The 25,351-nt window shown below is 65.0% G+C and carries 24 protein-coding genes; 9 read left to right on the forward strand and 15 right to left on the reverse strand.

Annotation, left to right across the window (positions count from 1 at the left end; translation table 11 throughout):
* The first annotated feature begins 15 nt into the window (after positions 1 to 15).
* From NR187_RS30975 to NR187_RS30990, 4 genes are read left to right on the forward strand one after another with little or no spacing between them, the layout of a single operon-like run.
* Complete coding sequence (locus tag NR187_RS30975; RefSeq protein ID WP_211384108.1) at positions 16 to 195, forward strand: DUF4089 domain-containing protein; 180 nt, start codon at positions 16 to 18, stop codon at positions 193 to 195.
* Positions 196 to 202: 7 nt separating this feature from the next.
* Positions 203 to 1,600: an AtzE family amidohydrolase gene (locus NR187_RS30980; RefSeq protein WP_256808894.1), complete on the forward strand. Its 1,398-nt coding sequence runs from the start codon at positions 203 to 205 to the stop codon at positions 1,598 to 1,600.
* A gap of 1 nt (position 1,601) precedes the next feature.
* Positions 1,602 to 1,994 (forward strand): oxalurate catabolism protein HpxZ, encoded by a 393-nt coding sequence (gene hpxZ / locus NR187_RS30985; protein WP_211384110.1) that lies wholly within the window; start codon positions 1,602 to 1,604, stop codon positions 1,992 to 1,994.
* 4 nt (positions 1,995 to 1,998) lie between these two features.
* Positions 1,999 to 2,721, forward strand: coding sequence for a GntR family transcriptional regulator (locus NR187_RS30990; RefSeq protein WP_211384111.1), 723 nt, complete (start codon positions 1,999 to 2,001; stop codon positions 2,719 to 2,721).
* Positions 2,722 to 2,894: 173 nt separating this feature from the next.
* Here the strand turns inward: NR187_RS30990 and atzF are convergent, their stop codons facing one another.
* On the reverse strand, positions 2,895 to 4,700 hold the full coding sequence (gene atzF, locus NR187_RS30995; RefSeq protein ID WP_249129081.1) for an allophanate hydrolase: 1,806 nt from the start codon (positions 4,698 to 4,700) through the stop codon (positions 2,895 to 2,897).
* 208 nt (positions 4,701 to 4,908) lie between these two features.
* Positions 4,909 to 5,397: a MarR family winged helix-turn-helix transcriptional regulator gene (locus NR187_RS31000; RefSeq protein WP_211384113.1), complete on the reverse strand. Its 489-nt coding sequence runs from the start codon at positions 5,395 to 5,397 to the stop codon at positions 4,909 to 4,911.
* 152 nt (positions 5,398 to 5,549) lie between these two features.
* Here NR187_RS31000 and NR187_RS31005 point away from each other — a divergent pair, with 152 nt between their 5' ends.
* Positions 5,550 to 7,406 carry a feruloyl-CoA synthase gene (locus NR187_RS31005; protein ID WP_256808895.1) on the forward strand — a complete coding sequence of 619 codons (1,857 nt, stop codon included), beginning with the start codon at positions 5,550 to 5,552 and terminating at the stop codon, positions 7,404 to 7,406.
* A gap of 410 nt (positions 7,407 to 7,816) precedes the next feature.
* Here NR187_RS31005 and NR187_RS31010 read toward each other — a convergent pair whose 3' ends face one another.
* Positions 7,817 to 8,323 carry a MarR family winged helix-turn-helix transcriptional regulator gene (locus tag NR187_RS31010; protein ID WP_211384115.1) on the reverse strand — a complete coding sequence of 169 codons (507 nt, stop codon included), beginning with the start codon at positions 8,321 to 8,323 and terminating at the stop codon, positions 7,817 to 7,819.
* An 83-nt stretch (positions 8,324 to 8,406) separates the two neighbouring features.
* Here NR187_RS31010 and NR187_RS31015 point away from each other — a divergent pair, with 83 nt between their 5' ends.
* Genes NR187_RS31015 through NR187_RS31025 form a run of 3 tightly spaced genes read left to right on the forward strand, consistent with a single transcriptional unit; the run spans position 8,407 to position 11,219 of the window.
* On the forward strand, positions 8,407 to 9,615 hold the full coding sequence (locus tag NR187_RS31015) for a cytochrome P450 (RefSeq protein ID WP_211384116.1): 1,209 nt from the start codon (positions 8,407 to 8,409) through the stop codon (positions 9,613 to 9,615).
* Positions 9,616 to 9,626: 11 nt separating this feature from the next.
* Positions 9,627 to 9,950, forward strand: a complete 324-nt coding sequence (locus NR187_RS31020; protein WP_211384117.1) for a 2Fe-2S iron-sulfur cluster-binding protein — start codon at positions 9,627 to 9,629, stop codon at positions 9,948 to 9,950.
* Between the two features lie 57 nt (positions 9,951 to 10,007).
* The gene (locus tag NR187_RS31025) at positions 10,008 to 11,219 is read left to right on the forward strand and encodes an ABC transporter substrate-binding protein (RefSeq protein ID WP_256808898.1); all 1,212 of its coding nucleotides are present in this window, start codon (positions 10,008 to 10,010) and stop codon (positions 11,217 to 11,219) included.
* 137 nt (positions 11,220 to 11,356) lie between these two features.
* On the opposite strand, the gene NR187_RS31030 is transcribed toward NR187_RS31025, so the two are convergent.
* Positions 11,357 to 12,154, reverse strand: coding sequence for a slipin family protein (locus NR187_RS31030; RefSeq protein ID WP_256808900.1), 798 nt, complete (start codon positions 12,152 to 12,154; stop codon positions 11,357 to 11,359).
* 185 nt (positions 12,155 to 12,339) lie between these two features.
* The gene (locus tag NR187_RS31035) at positions 12,340 to 13,602 is read right to left on the reverse strand and encodes an NAD(P)/FAD-dependent oxidoreductase (protein WP_256808902.1); all 1,263 of its coding nucleotides are present in this window, start codon (positions 13,600 to 13,602) and stop codon (positions 12,340 to 12,342) included.
* A gap of 308 nt (positions 13,603 to 13,910) precedes the next feature.
* Between NR187_RS31035 and NR187_RS31040 the strand changes: the two genes are divergently transcribed.
* Positions 13,911 to 15,083 (forward strand): ABC transporter substrate-binding protein, encoded by a 1,173-nt coding sequence (locus NR187_RS31040; protein WP_256808903.1) that lies wholly within the window; start codon positions 13,911 to 13,913, stop codon positions 15,081 to 15,083.
* A 205-nt stretch (positions 15,084 to 15,288) separates the two neighbouring features.
* Here NR187_RS31040 and NR187_RS31045 read toward each other — a convergent pair whose 3' ends face one another.
* From NR187_RS31045 to NR187_RS31090, 10 genes are all read right to left on the reverse strand, one after another.
* Complete coding sequence (locus tag NR187_RS31045) at positions 15,289 to 17,160, reverse strand: bifunctional sugar phosphate isomerase/epimerase/4-hydroxyphenylpyruvate dioxygenase family protein (RefSeq protein WP_211384121.1); 1,872 nt, start codon at positions 17,158 to 17,160, stop codon at positions 15,289 to 15,291.
* A complete protein-coding gene (locus NR187_RS31050) occupies positions 17,157 to 18,215 on the reverse strand; it encodes a Gfo/Idh/MocA family protein (protein ID WP_211384122.1) in 1,059 nt (352 codons plus the stop codon). Before NR187_RS31050 ends, NR187_RS31045 begins: the two co-directional genes overlap by 4 nt.
* The gene (locus NR187_RS31055) at positions 18,212 to 18,949 is read right to left on the reverse strand and encodes an ABC transporter ATP-binding protein (protein ID WP_211384123.1); all 738 of its coding nucleotides are present in this window, start codon (positions 18,947 to 18,949) and stop codon (positions 18,212 to 18,214) included. The genes NR187_RS31050 and NR187_RS31055 overlap by 4 nt, the downstream gene beginning before the upstream one ends.
* Before the next feature lie 12 nt (positions 18,950 to 18,961).
* On the reverse strand, positions 18,962 to 19,705 hold the full coding sequence (locus NR187_RS31060; protein ID WP_211384124.1) for an ABC transporter ATP-binding protein: 744 nt from the start codon (positions 19,703 to 19,705) through the stop codon (positions 18,962 to 18,964).
* Positions 19,702 to 20,700 (reverse strand): branched-chain amino acid ABC transporter permease, encoded by a 999-nt coding sequence (locus NR187_RS31065; protein ID WP_211384125.1) that lies wholly within the window; start codon positions 20,698 to 20,700, stop codon positions 19,702 to 19,704. The genes NR187_RS31060 and NR187_RS31065 overlap by 4 nt, the downstream gene beginning before the upstream one ends.
* Positions 20,697 to 21,572: a branched-chain amino acid ABC transporter permease gene (locus NR187_RS31070; RefSeq protein WP_211384126.1), complete on the reverse strand. Its 876-nt coding sequence runs from the start codon at positions 21,570 to 21,572 to the stop codon at positions 20,697 to 20,699. Before NR187_RS31070 ends, NR187_RS31065 begins: the two co-directional genes overlap by 4 nt.
* 107 nt (positions 21,573 to 21,679) lie before the next feature.
* The gene (locus tag NR187_RS31075; RefSeq protein ID WP_211384127.1) at positions 21,680 to 22,810 is read right to left on the reverse strand and encodes an ABC transporter substrate-binding protein; all 1,131 of its coding nucleotides are present in this window, start codon (positions 22,808 to 22,810) and stop codon (positions 21,680 to 21,682) included.
* A 65-nt stretch (positions 22,811 to 22,875) separates the two neighbouring features.
* Positions 22,876 to 23,754 (reverse strand): shikimate dehydrogenase, encoded by an 879-nt coding sequence (locus tag NR187_RS31080; protein ID WP_211384128.1) that lies wholly within the window; start codon positions 23,752 to 23,754, stop codon positions 22,876 to 22,878.
* A 144-nt stretch (positions 23,755 to 23,898) separates the two neighbouring features.
* Positions 23,899 to 24,837, reverse strand: a complete 939-nt coding sequence (locus NR187_RS31085; protein WP_211384129.1) for a LysR family transcriptional regulator — start codon at positions 24,835 to 24,837, stop codon at positions 23,899 to 23,901.
* Positions 24,838 to 25,035: 198 nt separating this feature from the next.
* On the reverse strand, positions 25,036 to 25,212 hold the full coding sequence (locus NR187_RS31090) for a hypothetical protein (RefSeq protein WP_211384130.1): 177 nt from the start codon (positions 25,210 to 25,212) through the stop codon (positions 25,036 to 25,038).
* Positions 25,213 to 25,351 lie beyond the last annotated feature (139 nt).

Raw genomic sequence — 25,351 nt, forward strand, 5'->3', positions numbered from 1 at the left:
TTGTTTGGGAGCGTGATGGCCGAGCCGCTGGACGACTATATCGACGCCGTATCCAAGGCGCTGGCACTGCCGGTCGAGCAGGCCTGGAGGCCGGCGGTTCGCGCCAACCTCGAAGTGTCGCTGCGGCTCGGCCGCCTCGTCGACGAATTCGCGCTGCCGGACGAGACCGAGCCGGCGCCCGTATTCACCGTCTGACGCCGCCATGACGACCAAGCCAGAGATGACGGCTGCCGACATCGCCAAGGCGGTGGCCGGCGGCAAATTGTCCGCGCTCGATGCCACCGAAGCCGCGCTCGCGCGCATCAAGCAGCACGACACCATCCTCAATTCCTTCACCGACGTCACCGCCGATCGCGCCCGCGCCAAGGCGCGCGCGATCGATGCGGACATTGCCGCCGGCAAGACCGTCGGCCCGCTCGCCGGCGTGCCTTTCGCGGTGAAGAACCTGTTCGACGTCGCGGGCCTGCCCACGCGCGCAGGCTCGAAGATCAACCGCGATCTTGCACCCGCCAAGCGCGATGCCACGCTGATCGAACGCATGGAAGCCGCCGGCGCCGTGCTGGTCGGCGCACTCAACATGGGCGAATACGCCTACGACTTCACCGGCGAGAACGTCCATGACGGCCCCTCGCGCAACCCGCATGACACCACGCGGATGAGCGGCGGCTCCTCCGGCGGTTCGGGAAGCGCTGTCGGCGGCGCGCTGGTGCCGATCGCGCTCGGCTCGGACACCAACGGCTCGATCCGCGTGCCGTCCTCCTTCTGCGGCATCTTCGGCCTGAAGCCGACCTATGGCCGGCTGTCGCGCGCGCGGTCGTTTCCGTTCGTCGCGAGCTTCGATCATCTCGGCCCGTTCGCACGCTCCGTCACCGATCTCGCGCTCGCCTATGACGCGATGCAGGGGCCGGATGCCGACGATGCCGCCTGCACGGCCACACGCGGTCTGGAACCGACGACGCCGCTGCTCGCCAATCCGGTTTCGGACCTGCGCATCGCCGTCGCCGGCGGTTACTTCCAGAAGAACGTTTTCCCGGAAGCGGTCGAAGCCGTCAGCCGTGTCGCCAAGGCGCTCGGTGCGACGCAGGTCGTCGAGGTGCCCGAAGCCGCGCGCGCCCGTGCAGCGGCTTACGTCATCTCCACCACCGAAGGCGCCTCGCTGCATCTCGACCGGCTGCGCAAGCGCCCGAACGATTTCGATCCCGCCGTGCGCGACCGGCTGATTGCGGGCGCGATGGTGCCGGCACCGCTGGTCGACCGCGCGCAAAAGTTCCGCCGCTGGTACCGTGCGCAATTCGCCGAGATTTTCAAGTCGGTGGACGTGCTGATCGCGCCGGCAACGCCCTGCACCGCGCCAAAACTCGGCCAGGTGAATTTCACGCTCGACGGCGTCGAATTGCCGGTGCGCGCCAATATCGGCATTCACACCCAGCCGATCTCGTTCATCGGCCTGCCCGTCGTCGCCGTGCCGGTGCCGCTCGAGCCGCTGCCGATCGGCGTGCAGATCATCGCCGCGCCATGGCGCGAGGACATCGCGCTGCGCGTCGCGTACGCATTGGAGAAGATGGGCGTTGCGTCCGCGCCGTCGCCGAGAGGAATTTAAAATGGAGATCGATCTCCCCGAGGTGATCGCGGAAGTGAAGGCCGCGTTCGATCGTTACGAGCAGGCCCTCATCACCAACGACGTCGCCGTGCTCGGCGAGCTGTTCCGCAACGACCCCCGCACGCTGCGTTACGGCATCGGCGAGAACCTCTATGGCTATGAGGCGATCTCCGGTTTTCGCGCGGGCCGCTCGCCGGTCGGGCTCAACCGCCGCACTGCAAAAACCGTCATCTCCAGCTACGGTCGCGACGCGGCCGTGGCCTCCACCCTGTTTTATCGCGACACGGCTCCCGGCAAGGTCGGCCGGCAGATGCAGACCTGGATTCGTTTCCCGGAGGGCTGGCGCGTCGTCGCCGCCCATGTCAGCATCATCGACGAGTCGAAAGAGACCTGACCGTATGACGCTTGACGATCTTCCGCCCGGAGCATTGCCGGCCGAGCCGGTGGTGCCGCGCGTCGACCGGGCGCAACCCAGCGTGCACAAGGTCACGCGCGCCGAGGAGCTGCGCCTTCAGCTCGCCGACGAGATCGTGCGCGGGACCCTCGCCCCCGGCGCGCCGCTGGACGAGACCGATATCGCGCGGCGCTTCAACGTGTCGCGGACCCCGGTGCGCGAAGCGCTGCGTCAGCTCGTGGCAAGCGGTCTCGTCGAAGCGCGGGCCCATCGCGGCGCGGTGGTGGCGCAGCCTTCATTCGAACGGCTGACGGGCATGTTCGAAGCGATGGCGGAACTCGAGGCGCTGTGCGCCGGCCTCGCCGCCGAGCGCATGTCCGCGGCCGAGCGCCACGGCCTGGAAGCCATCCACGAAGAGTTGCGGGTGTTGAGCTATGCCGGCAATCCCGATCGCTTCCACGAGGTCAACGAGCGTTTCCACAACGCGATTTATGCGGGCTCGCAGAACGGCTACATCGCCGAGATCACGCTGGCGACGCGCGTGCGCGTGCAGCCGTTCCGCCGCGCCCAGTTCCGCAACCTCGGCCGTCTCGCCAAATCGCAAGCCGAGCACGACCGCGTCGTCGTCGCCATCATGCGCGGCGACAAGCAGGGCGCCGCCGCCGCCATGCGCGCGCATATCGAACTGGTGCGCGGGGAGTACGAGATCTACGCGGTGTCGGTGTAGTGACGGCGCTTCAACGAACTCCGTGTCGTCCCGGCGAAGGCCGGGACCCATAATCCCGGGGCTTAGTTGTGACGCGAAGCTGATAACTCCGAGTCTTCGCCAATTCCAATCCTGTGGGTATGGTTCCCGGCCTTCGCCGGGACGACAGCATTTGTTGGGCCCGCAGGGTTGTCCTACGTCGTCGCAGCTTCCGCCATATACGCGCGCCAGCCGCCATACGCGGTGATCTCGCGGGCTTCGCTCAGCACTTCCGGCTCGACGAGAAAGCCTTTTACGCTGCGGCCATCCGCCAAGCGAACAGTGCCGATCGCCATCGGCGAAGGGATCGCGTTGACGAACTTGCCGAAGGCGGAGGATGACAGCGACCAGATTTCCAGCTCGATCGACGCGCCCTTGCCGGCTTCGACGCGCAGCATGCCCGGCTTCGGCGGCGTGGTGTTCAATGCGTAGAGCTTGTAGTCCGGTGCCGTCTTGGTCGCTTCGATCAGCTTTCCGTTCAGCGCCTTCAATTCGCCGTTCAGCGCCATGCCAGACAGATGCGCGCCAACGACGGCGATCGGAATCTCATCGCTGCTGTCAGCGGGAAGCGGCACGAGTGTAGCCTGCGCCGCGCCCTTGGCTCCAACCGTCAGCCTGGTATCGGCGTGAAACACGCGGCCGATGCTCGCGAGCAGCGCATCGCGTCCCGCGGGAGCGAGCAACGTGATCCCGAACGGAATGCCGTCCGCGCGCATCGACGCCGGCACGGCGAGGCCACAGAGGTCGAGCAGATTGACGAAATTGGTGTAGGTGCCGAGCCGGCTGTTGAGCTCGACCGGATTGGCCAGCACCTGGGCGGTCGTATAGGCCGTCGGCGCCGTCGGCAGCACCAGCGCGTCGATATTGGCGAAGGTGCGCTCGGCGATCTTGCGCAGGCCCTGCAGGCGATAGAGCGCGGAGAAAGTGTCGGCCGCGGTCAGTCGCGCACCGGCGGCGGTGATCTCGCGCGTCACCGGATGGATCGAGTCGGGCGCAGAGGCGAGCAGATTCTTGATCACGAGGTAGCGCTCGGCGACCCAGGGTCCCTCGTAGAGCAGCCGCGCCGTCTCGTAGAACGGCTCGAGGTCGAATTCGACCAGCGTCGCGCCAAGCGCAGTCCAGCGCTTCAGTGCATCGGCGTAAGCGGCTTCCGCCTTCTTGTCGCCGAAGAAGATCAGCTGTCCGTTGCGCGGCACACCGAGGCGCAGGTTTGCCGGGAGCGGCGTAAGCGCGCCAAGCGGCCGGTCGCGCGAGAACGGATCGGCCTGGTCGGGGCCGGCCATCACGGAGAGCGCGAGCGCGGCGTCATCGACCGTCAGCGCGAACACCGAGATGCAGTCCAGTGTGCGGCAGGCCGGCACGAGGCCCGCGGTCGAGATCATGCCGAGACTCGGCTTCAGCCCGACGATGTTGTTGAGCATCGCCGGCACGCGGCCCGAGCCGGCGGTGTCGGTGCCCAGCGACAGCGGCACCAGCCCGGCGCCGACGGCGGTGGCCGATCCCGAACTCGATCCGCCGGGAATGAGATCCTCGCGGATCGAATTCCTGGGGATGCCATAGGGCGAGCGCACGCCGACGAGGCCGGTCGCGAACTGGTCCAGGTTAGTCTTGCCGACGATGATCGCACCGGCCGCGCGCAGCCGCTCCACCGCGGTCGAATCGTGCGCTGGCGCATAGGAGAAGGCGGGGCAGGCCGCGGTGGTCGGAAAGCCCAGCGCGTCGATATTGTCCTTCACCGCGACCGGGACGCCGTACAGCGGCAGGCTGGCGGCGTCCTTCGCGGCCAGCTTTTCGGCTTCTGCAATCGTGTCCTTCTCGTCACGCAGGCTGATGAACACGGCGGGATCGTTGTGGTCGCGGATGCGCTGATAGGTCCGCGCGATCGTCTGCGCCGGCGTGACCGTGCCCGCGCGATGCGCGGCCACTATCGCGGCGATCGTTTCAGGCTGATCAGCCCCCATTTCAGCCCCCATGGCGACAAAACTCCGGCAACAGGTCCCCTTACCCGGTTTGAAGCAAGCGATGTGCCATTGTGTACAGAATCCGGGCAGGGCGGATGATCAGGATACTATCGCGAGATCAGTAGGTTGGGGGATATTTCGGTGGCCCTGCGGATCATCGCGCCAGCGCCCCGTTCCGGGCATTTGCGCAAATATTGGGCAGGCAGGATCAGGTGAAGTCCGCGAGGATTCGGAGCAGGCGTTCCCGGTTGTCCCTGCCGATCTTTTCCTCGACATGCCTTTCATGCTCGGCGGCGAGCCGCTTGAACTTTGCCAGCGCCGTCTCGCCCTGCGTCGTGAGGTGCAGCGCGTGGGAGCGCCGGTCCGTCTTCGACTTGACCCGCTTCACCAGCTTGCGCTGTTCGAGGCTGTCGAGCAGATGCACCAGCCGCGCGCGCTCGATACCGAGGCGTTTGGCCACGGCCATCTGGCTGAGGCCCGGATTGGCACCAATCACCGTCAGCACCGAATATTGCGTCGGCCGGATATCGACCTCGCCGAGCGTCCTGATGAAGTCCTGAAAGATCCAGATCTGGAAGCGCCGCACGGCGTAGCCGGCGTGCCCGACCAGCGCGTCGAGGCCGATCTCCTCCGCGTCGATCGGACGCACGGCGCCGTTGCCGGCGCGTTTGCGTGGGGACGACTGGGCTGCGGTCACGTCGCGTCTCCTGCCAAGCGTCCCTTGTAGCGCCTCGGACGGCCGCGCGAAAGATTGTTGTTGACGACAACAATTGTCGTGCCCAACATTATAGCCAACGCGGCCCGCTACGAGGCTGCGGCCGATCCCGGCTTCCGGGCGAGGAGGAAACCATGACAGCCGCCCCACGCGGTGATGCTTCAAGCCTGTTCGCGACACCGAGGACCGTTGTCGAGCATCGCTCCGACGGCAGCATCGTGCTGCGGTCGCCCGAGCCCCTGCGCGAGAGTGCGCGCTGCATCGGCGACTGGCTGGAGCAATGGGCGCGGCAGAGGCCTGACGCGATTTTCCTCGCAGAGCGCAGCGATACCGAAGCGCCCTGGACCACCGTCACCTATGCGCAGGCGCTGCGCCGGGTGCGGGCGGCCGCGTCCTGGATCCTGGCGCAGGGTCTCAGCGCAGAGCATCCGCTCGCGATCCTGTCCGACAACAGCATCGATCATGCGCTGCTCGCGCTTGCCGCCCAGCATGTCGGAGTGCCCTCGGCCGCGATCTCGCCGGCCTATTCGTTGATGTCGAAGGACTTCGACAAGCTCAAGAGCATGATCGCGCTGCTCGAGCCCGGCGCGATCTATGTGTCCGCGACAAAACCGTTTGCGGCGGCGCTGGCTGCGATCAGGCCGCTGCACCAGGCGCAACTCATCAGCGGCAATGGCGATGACAGCGATGCGCTGGCTTTCCACAGCATCGCGGCAACGCCCGAGAGTTCCGATGTCGCAAAGGCCTTCGCCGCGGTGACGCAGGACACGATCGCGAAATTCCTGTTCACCTCGGGCTCGACCGGCACGCCGAAAGCGGTCGTCAACACCCAGCGCATGCTGACCTCGAGCCAGCAGGCCAAGGCGCAGACCTGGACGTTTCTCGAACAGGGACGCGACGATCTCGTCATTCTGGACTGGCTGCCCTGGAGTCATACCTTCGGCGCCAACCACAATTTCAATCTCGTGCTGCGCAATGGCGGCTCGCTCTATATCGACGGCGGCAAGCCCGCGCCCGGTCTGTTTGCAACGTCGCTCGCCAATTTGAAAAGCGTGATGCCGACGGTCTATTTCAACGTGCCGCGCGGATTCGACATGCTGATCGCGGCTCTGCGCGGTGACGAGGAATTGCGCCGCCGCTTCTTCAGCGAGGTGAAGTTCGCCTTCTACGCAGGCGCCGCGCTGCCGCAGAATCTCTGGGACGCGCTCGAACAGCTTTCGGTCGCGACCGTCGGGCGCGCGATACCCATGGTTTCGGCCTGGGGTTCGACCGAGACCTCGCCGCTCGCGACCGATTGCCATTTCCTCGCGGAACGTTCGGGCAATATCGGTGTGCCTATACCTGGCACTGAATTGAAGCTTGTCACCTCCGGCGACAAGCTGGAGGTGCGCGTGCGCGGGCCGAACGTCACACCGGGCTATTGGAAAGCGCCGGAGCTGACCAGGCAGGCGTTCGACGACGACGGCTTTTATCTGATCGGCGATGCCGTGAAGCTTGCCGATGCCGAACGGCCCGAGCGCGGCCTGTTCTTTGACGGCCGCGTCGCCGAGGACTTCAAGCTCAATTCGGGCACCTGGGTCAGCGTCGGAACGCTGCGCGTCGCCGGCATCGCCGCGCTGGCGCCGCTCGCACAGGACATCGTCGTCACCGGCCATGGCGGCGACGAGGTTCGCTTCCTGGTGTTTCCGAACGTGGTTGCCTGCCGTGCCCAAGCCGGTTTGCCCGAGACGGCCGGGGTGAACGATGTGCTCGCACATGGCAAGGTCAGAGCCGCGATCGCGCAGGGACTGGCCAGCCTCAAGCAGCAAACCGCCAATTCCTCCGGCCACGCCACCCGCGCGCTGCTGCTTGCCGAGCCGCCATCGGTCGATGGCGGCGAGATCACCGACAAGGGCTACATCAACCAGCGCGCGGTGCTGACGCGGCGCGTCGATGCGCTGGCCCGGCTCAACGACGATGCGTCGGTTGAGTGGATCGGTTGCGGCGATTGAGCCGGCAACCCTCCGCGTCGGTGTGGCGGCGGCAAGTACCTTTTCTCCACATCGTTATTACGAGCGCAGCGAAGCAATCCAATCCAGAGTCTCTCCGCGGAGGGATCCTGGATTGCTTTGCTACGCTCGCAATGACGGAGGGAGTGAAGCAGCTCGCCAAATATGCCAGCCATTCTGCCGTATTATCTCGCTGATTCTTTTGTTGCCTAAGCAACTAATTTATGCGAACCGTTTGGGCAAGGATGACGGCGGGGGAACCGCCGCGTCGGATATCGGAGGAGACAATGCTCGGCAGGAACGGTGCCGTCGGCAACCGCCGGCGCATGCCCGGACATGATAGGTCTGGAAATGACATGCCTGGAAAAGGCATGCCTGAAACAGACATGGTCCCGCGCCCGGCGCGAGGCCTGTCAGGTCCCGGTGCCGCCCGTCACTGCGCCGAGATTCTCGTGCAGCCGGCGCAACAGATCGATCAGCACCTCGCGCTCGTCCTTGCTGAGGCAGGACAGCAGACGCCGTTCGCGCTCGAACGCTGCGACGATCACCTTGTCATGGGTGGCGCGGCCCTTCGCGGTCAGCGAGATCGAATGGGTGCGGCCGTCGTTCGGGTCGGTGCGGATCGAGACCAGCCCGCGCTTCTCGAGTCCGGCCAATGTCCGGCTGACCGGGCCCTTGTCGAAACCGATGACGTGGCAGATGCGCGAGGCGGGAATGCCGGGCTCGATCGCCAGCAGCGACATGATCCGCCATTCCGTGACGTTGACGCCGAACTGCCGCTGATAGAATGCGGTCGCACTGTTCGAGAGCTTGTTGGCGATGAAGGTGATGAACGCCGGGACGTAGCGGTCGAGATCGAGCATCGGTCCCATGTCAGCGGGCGCAGGCTTGTGGCGGGATCTGGTCGGAGACGGCGGCATATCGGGCTTCTTGATCGCGGCGGGCCCGAAGACCTAAGGGCATGCGCCGCCCTTTCACAAGATCAAAATGAGGGAGGGCGTCCATGAGCGCATCCGGATCTTCGGCAATTGGCGTCCCGCATCTCGACGTCGATCCCTTCGACATGAATTTCTTTGCCGATCCCTATCCCACGCATGAGCTGCTGCGGGAGGCGGGGCCGGTCGTCTATCTCGACAAGTGGAACGTTTACGGCGTGGCGCGCTATGCCGAGGTCCATGCCGTCCTGAACGATCCTTCGACGTTCTGCTCCAGCCGCGGCGTCGGCCTCTCCGATTTCAAGAAGGAGACGCCGTGGCGGCCGCCGAGCCTGATTTTGGAAGCCGATCCACCCGCGCACACCCGCACCCGCGCCGTGTTGTCAAAAGTGCTGTCGCCGACCGTGATGAAGCAGGTGCGGGACCGCTTCGCCGCCGCAGCCGAGGAGCGGGTCGATGCGCTGCTGGAGAAGCGCAGCTTCGACGCGATCGCCGATCTTGCCGAGGCTTATCCGCTGTCGATCTTCCCGGATGCGCTTGGCTTGAAGCCGGAAGGCCGCGAGCATCTGATTCCCTATGCGAGCCTGGTGTTCAACGCCTTCGGTCCGCCGAACCAGCTGCGCCAGGACGCGATCGAGCGCTCGGCGCCGCACCAGGCCTATGTCACCGAACAGTGCCAGCGTGACAATCTCGCGCCGGGCGGCTTCGGCGCCTGCATCCACGCCCGCGTCGACGACGGCGAGATCACCGCGACCGAAGCGCCGCTCCTGGTGCGGTCGCTGCTGTCGGCCGGCCTCGACACCACCGTCAACGGCATCGGCGCCGCAGTGTACTGCCTCGCCCGCTTCCCCGATCAATGGCAGCGCCTGCGCAACGATCTCACCCTCGCGCGCAACGCCTTCGAGGAAGCCGTCCGCTTCGAGAGTCCGGTGCAGACCTTCTTCCGGACGACGACCCGCGAAGTCGAGCTGTCCGGCGCGAGGATCGGCGAGGGCGAGAAGGTCCTGATGTTTCTCGCCGCGGCCAATCGGGATCCGCGGCGATGGGACCAGCCCGACAGTTACGACATCACCCGCCGCTCCTCCGGCCATGTCGGCTTCGGCTCCGGCATCCACATGTGCGTCGGCCAGCTCGTCGCGCGCCTCGAAGGCGAGGTGATGCTGACCGCGCTGGCGAAGCGCATTGCCAGGATCGAGATCACCGGCGAACCAAAGCGCCGCTTCAACAATACGCTGCGCGGGCTCGACAGCCTGCCCGTCACCATCACTCCGGCCTGACGAGGAGCTTCATGCCCGCCATCATTTTCATCCTTCCCGACGGCAAGTCGGACCGCGTCGAGACCGGCGAGGGCGAGAGCGCCATGCAGGCCGCGACCCGTCACGGCCTCGACGGCATCCTGGCCGAATGCGGCGGCAACGCGATGTGCGCAACCTGCCACGTCCTTGTCGACGAGGGCTGGCTCGCGCGGCTACCTGCGATTGGCGCCGACGAGGACGCGCTGCTCGACGGCACCGCGACCGAACGGCAGCCGAACAGCCGGCTGTCCTGCCAGATCCACGTCACGCCCGCGCTGGACGGGCTCGTTCTGAGACTGCCGGAGCGGCAGATTTGACGTCTCGACCGCGCCGGCAACGACCGGCGCGGCATCACATCAACCGGGGAGGGAATCATGAAACATCTGAAGTGGACGCTTGCGCTGGCCGCGAGCCTGATCGGCGGCGCCGCAAGCGCCGAGATCTCGGACAACGTCGTGCGCGTCGGCGTGCTCAACGACATCTCCGGCATCTTCCAGGACACCAACGGCATGGGTTCGGTCGAGGCCGCGCGCATGGCGGCCGAAGATTTCAATGGCGGCGGCAAAGGCATCAAGGTCGAGATCGTGTATGCCGACCACCAGAACAAGGCCGACGTCGGCAGCGCGATTGCGCGCAAATGGCTGGATGTCGAAGGCGTCGATGCCATCGTCGACGTGCCGAATTCGGCCGTCGGCCTCTCCATCAACACGCTGCTGCGCGGCAGCCGCATGACCTTCCTGGCGTCCTCGACCGCAAGCTCCGACCTCACCGGCAAGGCCTGCTCGCCCAACACCATCCAGTGGGTCAACGACACCTGGGCGACCGGCAACGCCACGGCGGCCGCGATGATGTCGCGCGGCGGCAAGGACTGGTACTTCCTCACGGTCGACTTCGCGCTCGGCAAGGGCATCGAGGCAGAAGCGCAGAAATATATCGAGGGGCACGGCGGCAAGGTGCTCGGCTCCTCAAAGCATCCGCTCGGCACCTCCGACTTCGCGTCCTATCTGTTGCAGGCGCAGGGTTCGAAGGCCCAGGTGATCGGGCTTGCCAATGCCGGCGGCGACACCATCAACGCGGTGAAGCAGGCCGCCGAGTTCGGCATCCAGCAGGGCGGGCAGAGGCTCGTCGCCTTCCTGCTCTTCATCAACGACGTCCACGGCATGGGCATCAAGGTCGCGCAGGGCCTCCAGCTGATGGAAGCTTTCTATTGGGACATGAACGACGACACCCGCGCCTTCGCCAAGCGGTTCGCTGCGCGGCCCGGCATGAACGGCAAGATGCCGAGCGGCAACCAGGCCGGCGTCTATGCCTCCACGCTCGCTTATCTCAACGCGGTCGCCGCGACCGGCAGCGACAATGCCAGGGACGCCGTTCCCGAGATGAAGAAGTTCAAGGGCAAGGACAAGCTGTTCGGCGACACCACGATCCGCCAGGACGGCCGTGTCGTGCATCCGATGTATCTGTTCGAGGTGAAGAAGCCGGAGGAGTCGAAATATCCGTACGACTATTACAAGCTGGTCTCGACGATCCCGGCGGACCAGGCGTTCCGGCCGCTGGCGGAGGGCGGGTGCGAACTGGTGAAGTAGCTGCTGCGGGCGTTGTTTCATTCGCCTCTCCCCGCATGCGGGGAGAGGCCGGGATTTGCGGAAACAACCCCGTCACTCCGACCCTTCCCTAGTTTAGTAAGGACCGGGAAGAAAGGGGCAGGCGCATCGGCTCGTCTTCAACCCTTGCTCGCCACGACCTTAGCCGCATCCGCAATGCCCCTTGCCATCGCGACGAACTCGCTCGGCATCATGATGATGGTCATCGTGTTCTGCTCGGCGCCGACCTCGGTGATCATCTGCATGCGCCGCAGTTCGAGGCCGGCGGGGTTTTGCATGATGACCTCGGCGGCTTGACGGAGTTGTTCCGCGGCGTCGAGCTCGGCTTCTGCCTTGATCAGGCGGGCTCGCTTCTCGCGTAGCGCCTCGGCTTCCTGGGCCATTGCGCGCTGCATGCTCGGCGGTATCTCGACATTCTTCATCTGTACGAGTTCTACCTTCACGCCCCAGGGCTCGGTAATCGAGTCGATCGACTTCTGCATGACCTCGGCTATGGTGTCCTGCGCCTTCAGTATCTCGTCCAGCGTATGCTGGCCGAGTACGGCGCGCAGTGTCGTCAAGGAGACCTGCACAACCGCATTCGAGACCGCCTTCACCTCGATCACGGCGCGTTCGGGATCGACGATGCGATACCAGACCACGGCGTCGACCTTGATCGGCACGTTGTCCCGCGTGATGCCCTCCTGCTGCTCGACATTGGCTGTGATGGTGCGCAGATCGAGCTTGGTCTGCCATTCGAGAAACAGCCAGACGAGGTAGAGGCCCGGGCCGGCGGTGCGATTGAATTTGCCGAGCCGGAACACGACGCTCCGTTCATATTGATTGGCGACGCGGATGCTTCCGATGAGGTAGGCGAATGCTGCAAGAGCGATGATGGTCAGATAGGGATGCGCGGCGAAAAGCTCCATGATGAACATGGATGCCTCCTGTTATCCATTGCGCGGCGGATTAAGTGACGGCGATCCCGGCTTTCAAGGCCACAGGCTGTTCGCCGTTGCGGATATTTTTCGTCATCAACCACTTGACGGTCGCATCACGACGTCGCGATCTCGCGGTGTCGATACGGTGCCTCTTGTCTCGTCCCACGAAGGGAAGAGCCTCCCTACACCACCTTGCTGCTGCCCTGCGTGATTAACCTCGCCGCCCGCTGGTCGCGGGCGTAGATCCAAAGCCAGCTCAGGGCGACGCTGAGGCGGTGGCGCAGCCCGATCAGGAAGTAGATGTGGGCGATGCCCCAGATCCACCATGCAATGGTGCCGCGCAGCTTGATGCGGCCGAAATCGATCACCGCGAGCCGCTTGCCGATCTGCGCGAGGCTGCCGGCGTGCTTGTAGCGGAACGGGCCGGTCGGCGCGCCGCGCAGGCGTGCCTTGATGGTCTCGGCGACATGCTTTCCCTGCTGCTTGGCGGCCGGCGCGATGCCGGGCACCGGCTTGCCCTCCCAGGCGTTGATCAAAACGGTGTCGCCGATCGCAAAGATCTCGGGATGGCCGGGAATGGTCAGGTCGCCCTCGACCTGCACGCGCCCGGCGCGATCGCTTGGTGCGCCCAGCCACTCGGCCGCGGGCGAAGCGCGGACGCCGGCGGCCCAGATCCGGGTCTTCGCTTCGAGCAGCTTGCCGCCGAACACGACGCCCTCGCGGTTGATCTCGGTGACGGCTTGTCCCAGCACGACCTCCACGCCGATCTTTTCCAGCGACGCCTGGGCATAGGCCGAGAGGTCGTCGGGGAAGCCCGCGAGCACGCGCGGACCCGCCTCGATCAGCACCACGCGGGCCTTGGTCGTATCGATGTTGCGGAAGTCGCCGGGCAGCGTGTGGTGCGCCATCTCGGCGATGGTGCCGGCGAGCTCGACGCCGGTCGGGCCGGCGCCGACGATGACGAAAGTCAGCCGCGCTGCGCGCTTTGCCGGATCGGTCTCGCGCTCGGCGCGCTCGAACGCCACCAGTATGTGACGGCGCAGCGTGGTCCCGTCCTCCAGCGTCTTCAGGCCCGGCGCGAACTGCTCCCATTCGTCATGGCCGAAATAGGCGTGCCGCGCTCCGGTCGCGAGCACGAGGGTGTCGTACGGCACCTCGCTGCCGTCGTCGATCAGCACGCTGCGCCTCGCCGCATCGACGCCGCTCACGGTGGCAAACAGCGTCGTCACGTCACGCCGGTCGCGCATCAGGTGCCGGACCGGCCAGGCGATCTCGCTGGTCGCGAGCGAGGCGGTCGCGACCTGGTACAGCAGCGGCTGGAATAAATGATGATTGCGGCGGTCGATCAGCGTGATCGCGACCGGCGCGCCCGCGAGCCGGTAGGTCGCCTCCAGCCCGCCGAAGCCGGCTCCGACGATGACGACGCGATGCGGTGTCGTGGTCATGATGGCCCTCGAATCTCGCTGCTCTACTTATTCATTTAAGTGCGGATTGGGCGCCGCGGTCCAATAGCCGTCATCAATCGACGGATAGGGCGAATGTATCGATATACTGCGAAAAAGCGCCGCAGGCTTGGGCAGTCCTTGGCCGAAGTGAGTAGAATTATATTTCTTGCTATCCTCGATTGGGGCGAAATATGGTGCAGGGGCAGGAGCTGAGCCATTGGCGGCGCGATGAATTTTGCGTTCAATGGAGACGACCCGGGGCGGCGATCACCTCGTTTCCGGGATCAATAATAAGGAGGGGAGTGGTTATGAGGACGGCATTCTGGTTGGCGGGCGCGGCTGCGCTTGTGCTGGCAAGCCCGGCATCCGCCGGCGACACCATCAAGATCGGTTTCGTTTCGACCTTCAGCGGCCCGACCGCCGTGATCGGCAACGACATGCGCAATTCGTTCGAGCTCGCGCTGGATCACATCGGCCGCAAGATGGACGGCAAGCCGGTCGAGGTGATCTATGAGGACGACGGGCAGAAGCCCGATGTCGGCAAGCAGAAGACCGAGAAGCTGGTGCAGTCCGACAAGGTCGATTTCATCGTCGGCTACATCTGGTCGAACGTGCTGCTCGCCTCCCTCAAGACCGCGGTGGACTCGCAGACCTTCCTGATCTCGGCCAATGCCGGCCCGTCGCAGCTTGCGGGCGAGCTCTGCTCGCCTTACGTGTTCTCGACCTCCTGGCAGAACGACCAGACGCCGGCCGCGATGGGCCTCTACATGAACCAGAAGGGGGTCAAGAGCGTCTTCCTGATCGGGCCGAACTATGCGGCCGGCAAGGACATGCTCGCGGGCGTGAAGAGCACGTTCAAGGGCGAGGTCAAGGGCGAGGAATACACGGTCTGGCCGAGCCAGCTCGACTTCTCCGCCGAGCTGTCCAAGGCGCGTGCCTCGGGCGCCGAATCGATCTTCGTGTTCTATCCGGGTGCTGCCGGCGTGCAGTTCCTCAATCAATATGCGCAGGCTGGCCTCAAGAGCACGATGCCGCTCTATACGGCGTTCACCGTCGACGAGCTCTCGCTGCCGCTGCAGAAGGAGAACGCACTCGGGGTGCCCGGCGCGCAGGAATGGGTGAATGATTTGCCCAACGAGCAGAACAAGCGCTTCGTCGCCGACTACCGCAAGAAGTACCCCGGCCTCCGCCCGACCTATTACGGCGCGCAGGCCTATGACGCCGCCCAGCTCATCAACAGCGCTGTGGTCGCGGTGAAGGGCGACACCAGCAAGAAGGACGCGATCAAGGCCGAGATGGAGAAGGCCAACTTCAAGTCGCTGCGCGGCTCCTTCAAGTACGGCAAGAACCACATCCCGGTGCAGAACTTCTACCTTCAGGACGTGGTCAAGGACGGCGAAGGCCAGCTCTCGCTGAAGACGGTCGCCACCATCGTCGAGAACGACCAGGACCGCTTCCACGACAAGTGCGCGATGAAGTGAGCTGATCTCTCTCCTCTCCCTCGCCCCGTTCTTGCGGGGGGAGGGTTGGGGTGAGGGGCTCTCTCCTCGGGCGATTCCCTTGTCGTACTCTATTCTCTCTCCAGATCGTCATTGCGAGCGGAGCGAAGCAATCCAGAATCTCCCCTTGGAAAGACTCTGGATTGCTTCGTCGCTTCGCTCCTCGCAATAACGGCGTGGATGGAGCTTAAACCCTTGGCATACTGACAGGACGCACCTCGCGGGCTTGCGCCGCCAGCCTGATGCCGGCGTTGGCTGCGCCAAATCCCTGGTAGTTCCTTCGCTCGACGATCTCGAAGAAAAACCGCTCGTCGAAAATGTGCGTGTAGACCTGGAAGAACTCGCCGTCGCCCTCGCGGTCGTAGAGGATGTGGTTGGCGCGAAGCTGCGCCATCAGCTCGGGCGCAAGGTCGTATTTGGCTTCGATGTCGTCGTAGTAATTATCGGGGATATCCAGGAAATCAGCGCCGCGCTCGCGCATCGCGGCGACCGTCGCAAAGATGTCCCGGCACGAAAACGCGACGTGCTGCACGCCGGAGCCGAAGAACTCCGAGATGAAGCGCGCCGGCAGCGTGCGGTTGGCGGAGGAGCCGTTGAGCACGAAGCGCAGGCTCTGGTCGCCGTTGATGACGGCCTGGCTCTGCACGAGGCCCCTGGGATCGGCGATCTCCATCTGCGGCAGTCGCGTCAGGTCGAGAATGCCGGTGTAGAACAGCAGCCAGGACAGCATCTCGTCATAGGGCATCGACTGCGCGATGTGATCCACTGCCAGCAGCGCGTCTCCGTTCGTGTTACTTGTGACCGGTTCGAAATCGGTGTCCCAGTTCTTGCCGGCCTGATCCAGGAAATACAGCAGGCTGCCGCCGACGCCGTGGATCGCGGGGATTTCCAGCTCGTCCGGCCCGACCGGCTGATAAAAGGTGCGCGTCTTCAGTGTTTCGGCGCGCTGCATGGCGAGGCCGGCATTGTCGACATCGAGCGCAATCGCGCAGACGCCCGGGCCGTGCGTGACATAGTGCGAATGCGCAAAGCCGTCGGTCTCGGAGTTGATGACGAGCTCGACCTTGCCTTGCGACCAGCGCTCCACCGCCTTGCTGCGATGCTTGCCGCTTTTGCGGAAACCGAGCTGCGACAGCAGGCGGGCGAGGTCGGTCGCCTTGGTCTCGTTGACGGCAAACTCGATAAACCCCGTGCCGCGGCTCCTGGCCTTCGGCGCCAAGGGCTCGCTGACGAGCTTTGGCCAGTCCGGCGCAAGCTGGTCCTCCAGCAGGATCAGCGAGCGCAGGCCGTCGACGGCGGTCTGAGCGGCCGAGCCGGCCCGGAACTGGTCGTTGAAGATCTCCAGCGACAGCGGTCCGGCATAGCCGGTCGCCGCGATCGCCGCCATGAACTCGCCGACCGGCAGATCGCCCTGGCCGGGGAAGGAGCGGAAGTGCCTGCTCCACGAGAGGATATCGAGCTCGAGCCTGGGCGCGTCCGCGAGCTGCACGAGGAAAATCTTGTCGCCTGGGATCGAGGCCATCGCGCGAACCGGAAAGCCCGGCGCCAGCGCGTGAAAGCTGTCGAGGATGACGCCGATCGCGGGGTGATCGGCGCGCCGCACGATCTCCCAGGCATCGCGGTAGTCGTGGACATGGCGGCCCCAGGCCAGCGCCTCGTAGCCGACGCGCAAGCCGCGCTTTCCTGCGCGCTCGCCGAGCTCGCGAAAATCGTCTGCCGCACGGTCGATGCCGCCGAGCGAACTGGGGGAGACGTTGGAGCAGATCAGTAGCAGATCGGTGCCGAGCTCCTGCATCAGATCGAATTTCCGCTCGGCGCGGGCAAAGTTGCGCGCGCGCTGCGGCTCCGGCATGCCCTCGAAATCACGGAACGGCTGGAACGCGCAGATCTCGAGCTTGAGGTCCCTGCAAAGCTGCCCTACCTCGCGCGGGCTCGCGCCGAACGACAGCAAATCGTTCTCGAAGATCTCGACCGCGTCGAAGCCGGCTGACGCGATGGCGCGGAGCTTTTCGTCGAGGGCGCCTGAGAGGGAGACGGTGGCGATCGAGCGCTTGTTCATGCTGCCTGCTCCATGATTCGCCCCGGTGAGATTGTCTGGCCCGTGCGCGCGGCCTCGCTGACGGCTTCGACGACGGCGAGCGTTCCCATTGCGTCTTCGGCGGAAATCAGCGGCTGTTCGAGGCCCCTGATGACCGCGCAGAAATGCCGGAGTTGCTCGGCCAGCGGATCGAAGGCGGCCGGTGCAACGGTTGCGCGCGACAGCGGCGTGTACCAGCCGGGTTGCTGCGCGTAGGACCACAGCTCCATGTTTGGCACGGACAGTGATCCCTCCGTGCCGGAGAATATGTAGCAGGGCTGGTCCTGTTTGGGATAAGCGGGGTTCTCGCCCGATGTCAGTTCCCAGCTCCACGGCGCCGGCGTCGCGTCCGACACGGTCACCGTCCCCAGCGCGCCACTCGCGAAGCGCAACAGCAGCGCCGCGGTGTCCTCGACGGCGAAGCCGCGCACCTTGTTCGAGGTCAGCGCCTGCACCTCGGCGATCTCGCCGCAGATGAAGCGGAGGTTGTCGATGTCGTGGACGAGGTTGATGAGCAGCGGCCCGCCACCCTGCTCGCGCCGCCAAGCCATCTCGAAATATTCGTCGGGCTTTTTGAGCAGCCACAACCCGACCACGGCGGTAAGCCGGCCGAGCCGGCCGGCTGCGACCGCCTCGCGTGCGGCCTTGATGATCGGATTGTGCCGGCGGTGGTGGCCCACCAGCATCGGAACGCCGGTTCGCTTGATTGCCGCGCAGAGGCGCTGCGCGGTGGCAACCGTATCCGTCACCGGCTTCTCGATCAGCGCAGACACGCGTGCGGCCGCGCAATCGAGCGCCATCGGCAGGTGCAGCGTGTTGGGCGAGGCGATGACGATGCCGTCGGGCTTTTCATGCTCCAGCAATGCGCGGTGATCGGCATACCAGCGCGTGGCGCGGGCTTGCGCATATTCCTTCGCGGCAGGCGAGGGATCCGCGATGCCGGCGAGCTCGCAGTCCGGCGACGCCGCGATCAGTTCCATATGGCGGCGGCCGATCAGGCCGGCACCGGCGACGGCGACGCGCATTCGCGCGCTCATGCTGCTGTCTCCTCCATGGCACCCCCGAGGAAGAGTTGCCCGATGCGAGGATCGTTCAATATCCGCTCGGCCTTGTCGATCATGCGGGTCTGGCCGAGCTCTAGCACGATGCCGATGTCGGAAATCTCCAGCGCCGAGCGCGCGTTCTGCTCGATCATCAGGATGGTGACGCCGCGGTCGCGCAGGGATTTCAGGATGTCGAAGGTCTGCTGCACCATCAGCGGCGACAGCCCGATCGAGGGCTCGTCGATCAACACGAGCTTTGGTTCGAGCAGCAGCGAGCGGGCGATCTCGAGCTGCTTCTGCTCGCCGCCCGAGAGCGTTGAGGCCTGCTGCGCGGATTTGCGGCGCAGCGCCGGAAACAAGTCGAGTGCCGCCTCGATCCGCTTGGGCAGATCGAGACCCTTCCCGGCGGCGACGCCGCCGAGCTCGATATTGTGGCGCACCGACAGCTCGGGAAAGATGTTGCGACCCTGGGGCACGTAGCAGATGCCGGCATTGAGCAGCGCGCGCTGGCTCAAATTCGTGACATCGCGGCCGGCGAAGCTGATCTTGCCCTCGCGCAGCTTGAGCAGCCCGAAGATCGCCTTGAACACCGTCGACTTGCCGGCCCCGTTCGGACCGATGATCGTGGTGATGGTCGCCTGCGGCACGGAAAAGGTCGTGCCGTTCAGGATCGTCATCTTGCCGTAGCCGCCGACGAGATTGTGAACCGAGAGGATCGGGTCGCTCATGGCTCGCTCTCCCTAATGTCCCAGATAGGCTTCGATCACGGCGGGATTCTTGCGGACCTCGTCCGGCCGTCCCATCGCCAGCACCTTGCCTTCCGCCATCACCATCACGCGCGAGCACAGCGACATCACGAATTCCATGTTGTGCTCGATCACGACGAAGGTGGCGTTCTTCTCGCGGTTGATCGCGACCAGGCGATCCTTCAGGTCGGCCAGCATCGACGGGTTGACGCCGCCGGCGGGCTCGTCGAGCAACACCAGGCGCGGGCCGCCCATGAAGGCCATGGCGGCGTCGAGCAGCTTCTGCTGGCCATAGGACAATCCGCCGGCCGGCTCGTCGGCGAGATGATCGAGCTTGAAGAAGCCGATCATCTGGTTGGCGGCCTCGGTCAGTCCGGCATCGGAGCGGCCGACCAGGCGCGAGGCCATGTTGCCCTGGTGCTCCTGTCCGGCGAGGATCAGGTTCTCGCGCACCGAGAGCTTTGGAAACACCTGCAACAGCTGGAAGGTGCGGCTGACGCCGAGCTTGTTGAGCTCCGCGGGGCGCAGGCCCGTGACGAGCTTGCCGTCCAGCTTCACCTCGCCGCCTGATGGCGTGAGCTGGCCGAGGATGCAGTTGAACAGGGTCGACTTGCCGCAGCCGTTCGGCCCGATCAGGCCGAGGATCTCGCCTTCGCGAACGTCGAAGGAGACGCCGTCGACGGCGCTGATGCCGCCAAAATTCTTCTTGATGCCGGTGACTTCGAGGACCGCGTTCATTGCACCGTCTCCAGCCGCGATTTCGCAACTGCGCGCAACGCGGAAGCCGCCTTGGTGCGCCGCTCGGCGAGATAGCGGTCGAGAATTCCCAGAATTCCGGTCGGCGACCAGATCAGCAGCAGCATCACCGCGACGGCGTAGAGCATCAGATAGTAGCCTTCGGTGAAGCGCAGCCATTCCGGCAGCAGCACCGCGATCATCGCGCCGAGGAAGGGGCCGAAGTAAAAGCCCGCGCCGCCGACGATCACCATCATCAGGAGGTCGAGCGAGAGCGACAGGTTGAACGGCACCGGATCGATATATTGCGTCAGTGGCGCATAGAGCGCACCGGCGACGCCGCCGAGTGCCGAGCCGATCGCGAACGCCATCAACGTGTAGCGTTTGGTATCGATCCCGAGCGACTGCGCGCGCAGCGGGTTTTCGCGCAGCGCCATGAAGGCGCGGCCCCAGGGCGAGCGGATCAGCCACCACACCGCCAGCGAGACGATCGCGAGCGAGCCGAGGCAGACATAGTAGAAGGGCAGCGGCTTGCTGGTCGCGATGCCGAGGATGTGCGGACGCGGAATGTTGGAGATGCCGTAGATGCCGCCGGTGAGCCAGCTCTCGTTGCGGAACACCAGGAAGGCCAGGGTGGAGAATGCGAGCGTGACGAAGGCGAGGTAGTGGTGCTGCACCCGCAGCGCGGGATAGCCGAGCACCCAGCCGACCGCGAAGCTCAACGCGATCGCGACGACGACCGCTACCGGCAGCGGCCAGCCATGCGTGGTCATGATCGCCGCGGCATAGGCGCCGATGCCGACGAAGGCGCCCTGCGCCAGCGAGACCTGCCCGGCGTAGCCGAGCGTAAGATTGAGCCCCATCGCGGCGATGGCCATCACCGCCCATTGGCTCAGGATGAACAGGCCGTAGCGGTTGAAATTCATGGGGACGATGATCAGGCCGGCGATGACGGCAAGGCCGAGCGCGATCTTCAGGGGTTTGGCGAAAGCGCTCATACCGTGCGCTCCTCGGCGCGGCCGAGCAATCCCTGCGGCCGGAACAGAATGACGAGGATCAGGAAGATCAGCGGCACCGCGGCGCGGTATTGCGTGGAGACATAGGATGCCGCCAGGTTGTCCAGCACGCCGATCAGCAGGCCGCCGGCGATCGCGCCGCGTACCTGGTTGAAGCCGCCGACGATCGCCGCGATGAAGGCGGCCTGTCCCAGCACCTCGCCGGAGGAGAATTTCGCGAGGTAGATCGGCGTGATCAGCAGTGACGCCAGCGCCACCAGGAATGCGTTGATCAGGAACGTCAGCAGGATCATGCGCTCGACCGGAACGCCGATGATGCGGGCCACCGTCGGGTTCTGCGCCGCCGCCTGCATCTGGTGGCCGAGCGAGGTGCGGTTGAGAAGGGCGGTCAGGCCGAAGACAGCGAGGATGGCGAGGACGAGAACGCCGATGCTTTGCAGCGATACGACATGGCCGAGAATGGAGATGTCGCCGGTCGGCACGATCGACGGGAACGGCGAGGCTTCGGCGCTGAAGAACTGTTTTACGGCTTCCTTGATGCCGATCGCCAGCGCCATGGTGGCGATCGCCAGCGGCAGCACGCCATGACGCATCATCGGGTCGACCAGCAGCATCTTGAAGGCGAGGCCGAGCAGGATCATCGACAGCAGGATGCCGAGGATGATCGCGAGCCAGAACGGCGCACCGGCATGCATCGCCGCCAGCATCAGGAACGCCGGCAGCATCACGAATTCGCCTTGCGCGAAGTTGATGGTCTGCGAGGTCTGCCACAGCAGCGTGAAGCCGACCGCGACCAGCGCATAGATCGCGCCAGTGGCAAGTCCGGCGACCAGAAGATCGAACAGATTGGACATGGGTTCTCTTTGATCGCTAGAGCCCGGGTAAACTGGTTCGACGCGAATTCAGGTCCATCGCTCCCTCTCCCCGTTCTTACGGGGAGAGGGCGGGGTGAGCGAGGAGGTCACTTCACCTTCGGCAGCACCTGCTTCACGACCTGCTTGCCTGCGACCACCTCGACCAGAAAGCTCTGGCGGTCGATGTCGCCGGTCTCGCTGAAGGTGACGTCCATCAGGATGCCCGGCTCGTCCGCGGCCTTGATGGTCAGGCCGTGCAGCGTGTCGGCGAACGCCTTGGAATCGACCTTGCCCATCTTCTCGGTGGTGGCCTTCACCATGTAGATGGCGAGGTAGCCCTTCAGGCCGTTATGGTCCGGCACGTAATTGTACTTCTTGACGAACTTGTCGCGGAACGCCTTGATCAGGTCTACCGGCGCATCGGTGGTGAGGCCGACATGGCCGCGCGCGCCGTTGGCGGCATCGCCCGCAAGCTCGATCACCTTCTGGCCGATCAAGGTGGTCTCGCCCATCAGCGGCGCGGTGACGCCCTGACGCTTCAGCTCCTTGAGGATGCGCGCGCTCTCTTCTTCATTGAGATAGACGAATACGGCATCGGGATTGGCGGCCTTGATCTTGCCGACGTCGGCGGCGAAGTCGGCCTGGCCCGCTTCGGTGGAGAGATCGGCGACGACCTTCGAGCCGAGCCGGTCGAGCTCCTTGACGACGACGTCGCGGCCGCCGCGGCCAAAATCGTTGTTGACCCAGACCACAGCGACCGACTTGGCCTTCATGTCGTCGTGGATGTATTTGGCGACCTTCGGCATCGAGGATTGCTGGCCGAACGAGGTGCGGAACAGGAATTTGTTTCCGGCTTGCGTCAGCTCGGCGGCTTCGCCGCCCATGATCTGCGCGATGCCCGCTTCGGCCGCCAGCGGCGCGGTGACCTTGACCGAACCGGAATAGCCGGGTCCGAGCAGCACATAGGGTTCGGCGTCGAGCGCCTTCTGCACCTGGGCGCGCGCGACGCCCGGGTTGGACTGCGAATCGGCATGGGTGACCTCGAGCTTGCGGCCGAGCACGCCGCCCTTGGCGTTGATTTCCTCGATCGCGAGGTCGATGCCGTTCTTCCAATTGGTGCCGACGGTGGCGCCGCCGCCGGAAAGCTCGGCGACGTCGGCGAGCTTGATCGCCTGGGCGTGGACGCTGGTTGCAGTCGCGAAGGCAAGCAGGGCGCCTGCCAGAATGGTCGATTTCATGATCTCTCCTCCCATTTTTCGTTGATGTTTGATGTTGTCCGCGGCCTTGTATCCGGCCGCTTCCGTCACGCCGCGTGATAGGCAGAACTTCGTGCCGCCATCACCTCGTCGAAAGCCTCTCCCATGACTTCGGTCGATGGGGCAAGGCCGGTGAACAGTTCGAAAGCGTCGGCGGCCTGATAGATCGCCAGCTCCCGCCCGGTCATGATCCGCGCGCCATTGGCCTGCGCGGCCGCCAGCAGCGGAGTGATCAGTGGCGAGTAGACCGCATCCGCAACCCATAATTCGTCGTGCAGCAGCGTGGCGGGGACAGGCAGGCCGCGGTTCGGCAGCATGCCGACCGGCGTGCCGTTGACGAGGCCGGTCGCGCCCTGCAGTGCGTCCTCGATGCTCGACGCCACCCTTGCGGAGCCCTGCGCGGCCAGCAGAGAAACCACCGTCTGCGCGCGCGCCGGCTCGCTGTCGAAGATGCGGATGTCGGTCACCTTCAGGCTCGCCAGCGCAAACGCGATCGCCTTGCCGACGCCGCCTGCGCCGATCACGGCGACGGCATTGCCGGATGGCGCCAGCAGCGGTGCCACCGCGCGCGCAAAGCCGGTCGTATCGGTGTTGTGGCCGGTCAGCCGACCGTCCCTGGCGACGACCGTGTTGACCGCGCCCATGGCGGCGGCGCCAGGCGCCAGATCGTCGAGCAACGGGACCACGGCTTCCTTGTAGGGGTAGGTGACGTTGACGCCGGCAAAGCCGAGCCGGCGCACCCCTTCGAGCATCATGCGCAGCCCGGCCGCGTCGGCGCCGGCGACCTCGATGAGCTGGTAATGGCCGCGCAGGCCAAGCGCCTCGGCGGCGCGCTCATGCATGGCGGGTGATGCGGAATGCGCAATCGGCGCGCCGATCAGGCCGGTGAGGAGCTTTTTGCTGGCGGCGTATCCGCGCTTGGACATGGTTCGCTATCGTCTCGTTGGGAGCGTTCGGTCCCGGCCATTAGCGTGGAAATCCGCGCAATTCCAAGAGGGCTTCCGGATAAGACGATAGCCTTTCCCCCGCCTAACACAATTACCCATTTATCGGACAAACCTAACATAATGTTATTTCTTTCGCCCGCGCGCCGGGGCGGCCTTGCCGTGGCCCCGGGACGGCTCCACCGCGCGCATCTCGGCGCGCAGCGACTCGATGAAGTACTCGACATGGAGCGACAGCGGCGCGCCGCGCTTCACCGCGATATAGGTGTCGAACCGCGTCGGCTCGGTGATCTTCAACAGCTCGATGCCGGGATAGCCGCCATGGGCGACCGTGAACTGGTCGATGATGGCGATGCCGAGCCCCGCCTTCACCAGCGCGCAGACCGTGGTGCCGAACCGCGCGCGGATCGTGATGTTGTAGTCGAGCCGGTTGCGCGCAAAGATCTCGGCCATGATGCGGCCGTAAGGGTCGTTCGGGTCGATGCCGATCAGCGGATAGCGGGTGATCTCGGCCGCGGAGACCTGCTTGCGGCCGGCGAGCTCGTGGCCCGGCGGCACGATGCAATAGAGCTCGCCCGAGGCGAGCGGCATGAAGTCGAGCCCGGAATGTTCCAGCCGGTAGCTCATCGCGACGCACTCGCCGCGGCCGAGCATGAGGTAGTCGATGGCTTCCTCGAGCTTGAGGATATTGATGTCGATGCCGAGATCGGGATAGCGGCGGCGGACGCGCTCGATCGCGCGCGGCACCATCACCTGCGAGATGCTCGGCACCGAGCCGATGCGCAGCTCCGACAATCCGCCGCGGCCGATCTTGGAGATGAGTTCGGAGAGATCGTCGACCTTCTTGTAGACGCCGTTGATCTGCTCGAAGATGTTCTCCGCTTCCGGCGTCGGGAAGTAGCGGCCGTTCTGACGCTGGAAGAAGCGGATGCCGAGCGAGCGCTCGGTGTATTTGACGAGACGGCTGATGCCCGGCGCGGACACGTTGAGCAGCTTCGCCGCGCCGCCGATGGTGCCCGTCACCATCACGGCACGGATCACTTCAACCTGGCGCAGCGTCATCATGTCGTGGGCATCCGAAAGAGGATCGTGGCGGCGATCATCTCACGGGAGCCGTGATGTCATCCAGCGGCAAGTGTGTCGATGCGGATGGAGAGGGCTGCGCTTTACCCTGTCAGATTGTCAGGACGAAAATCAGCGCGTTCGAACGGATGGCATCGTCGCGCGACTCGTTTCATCGGCGTCGTTTGCTGCAACTGCGTTCTAGCTCGCCGGGCCCTCGGGCGATGCGCTGTCTGCCGGCTTGGTGCGCTCGCTTTGCAGCACCTCGCGTGCGAACTCGATGATCTTCTGCTTGTTCGCCGTTTCGCAGACGGCAAAAAACACGCGGTTCAGTTCCAGGCCGAGCACGCTGTTGAGGGCAATGTCCTCGTCTTCCATCGTGGTTTTCCCGCTTCAGACGTCATAGGTGTAACTTGACGTCACTTCTTCCACAAGTAGATTAATCTTCGAGGTCAATGACATACCGGGAAACTACGGAAACCGTGAATTGAGGCAGTCACCGAAGACGTGCTATACT

Source organism: Bradyrhizobium sp. Bra64 (genome assembly GCF_024519875.1).
In the GTDB taxonomy this organism is placed as follows: Bacteria; Pseudomonadota; Alphaproteobacteria; order Rhizobiales; family Xanthobacteraceae; genus Bradyrhizobium; species Bradyrhizobium japonicum_G.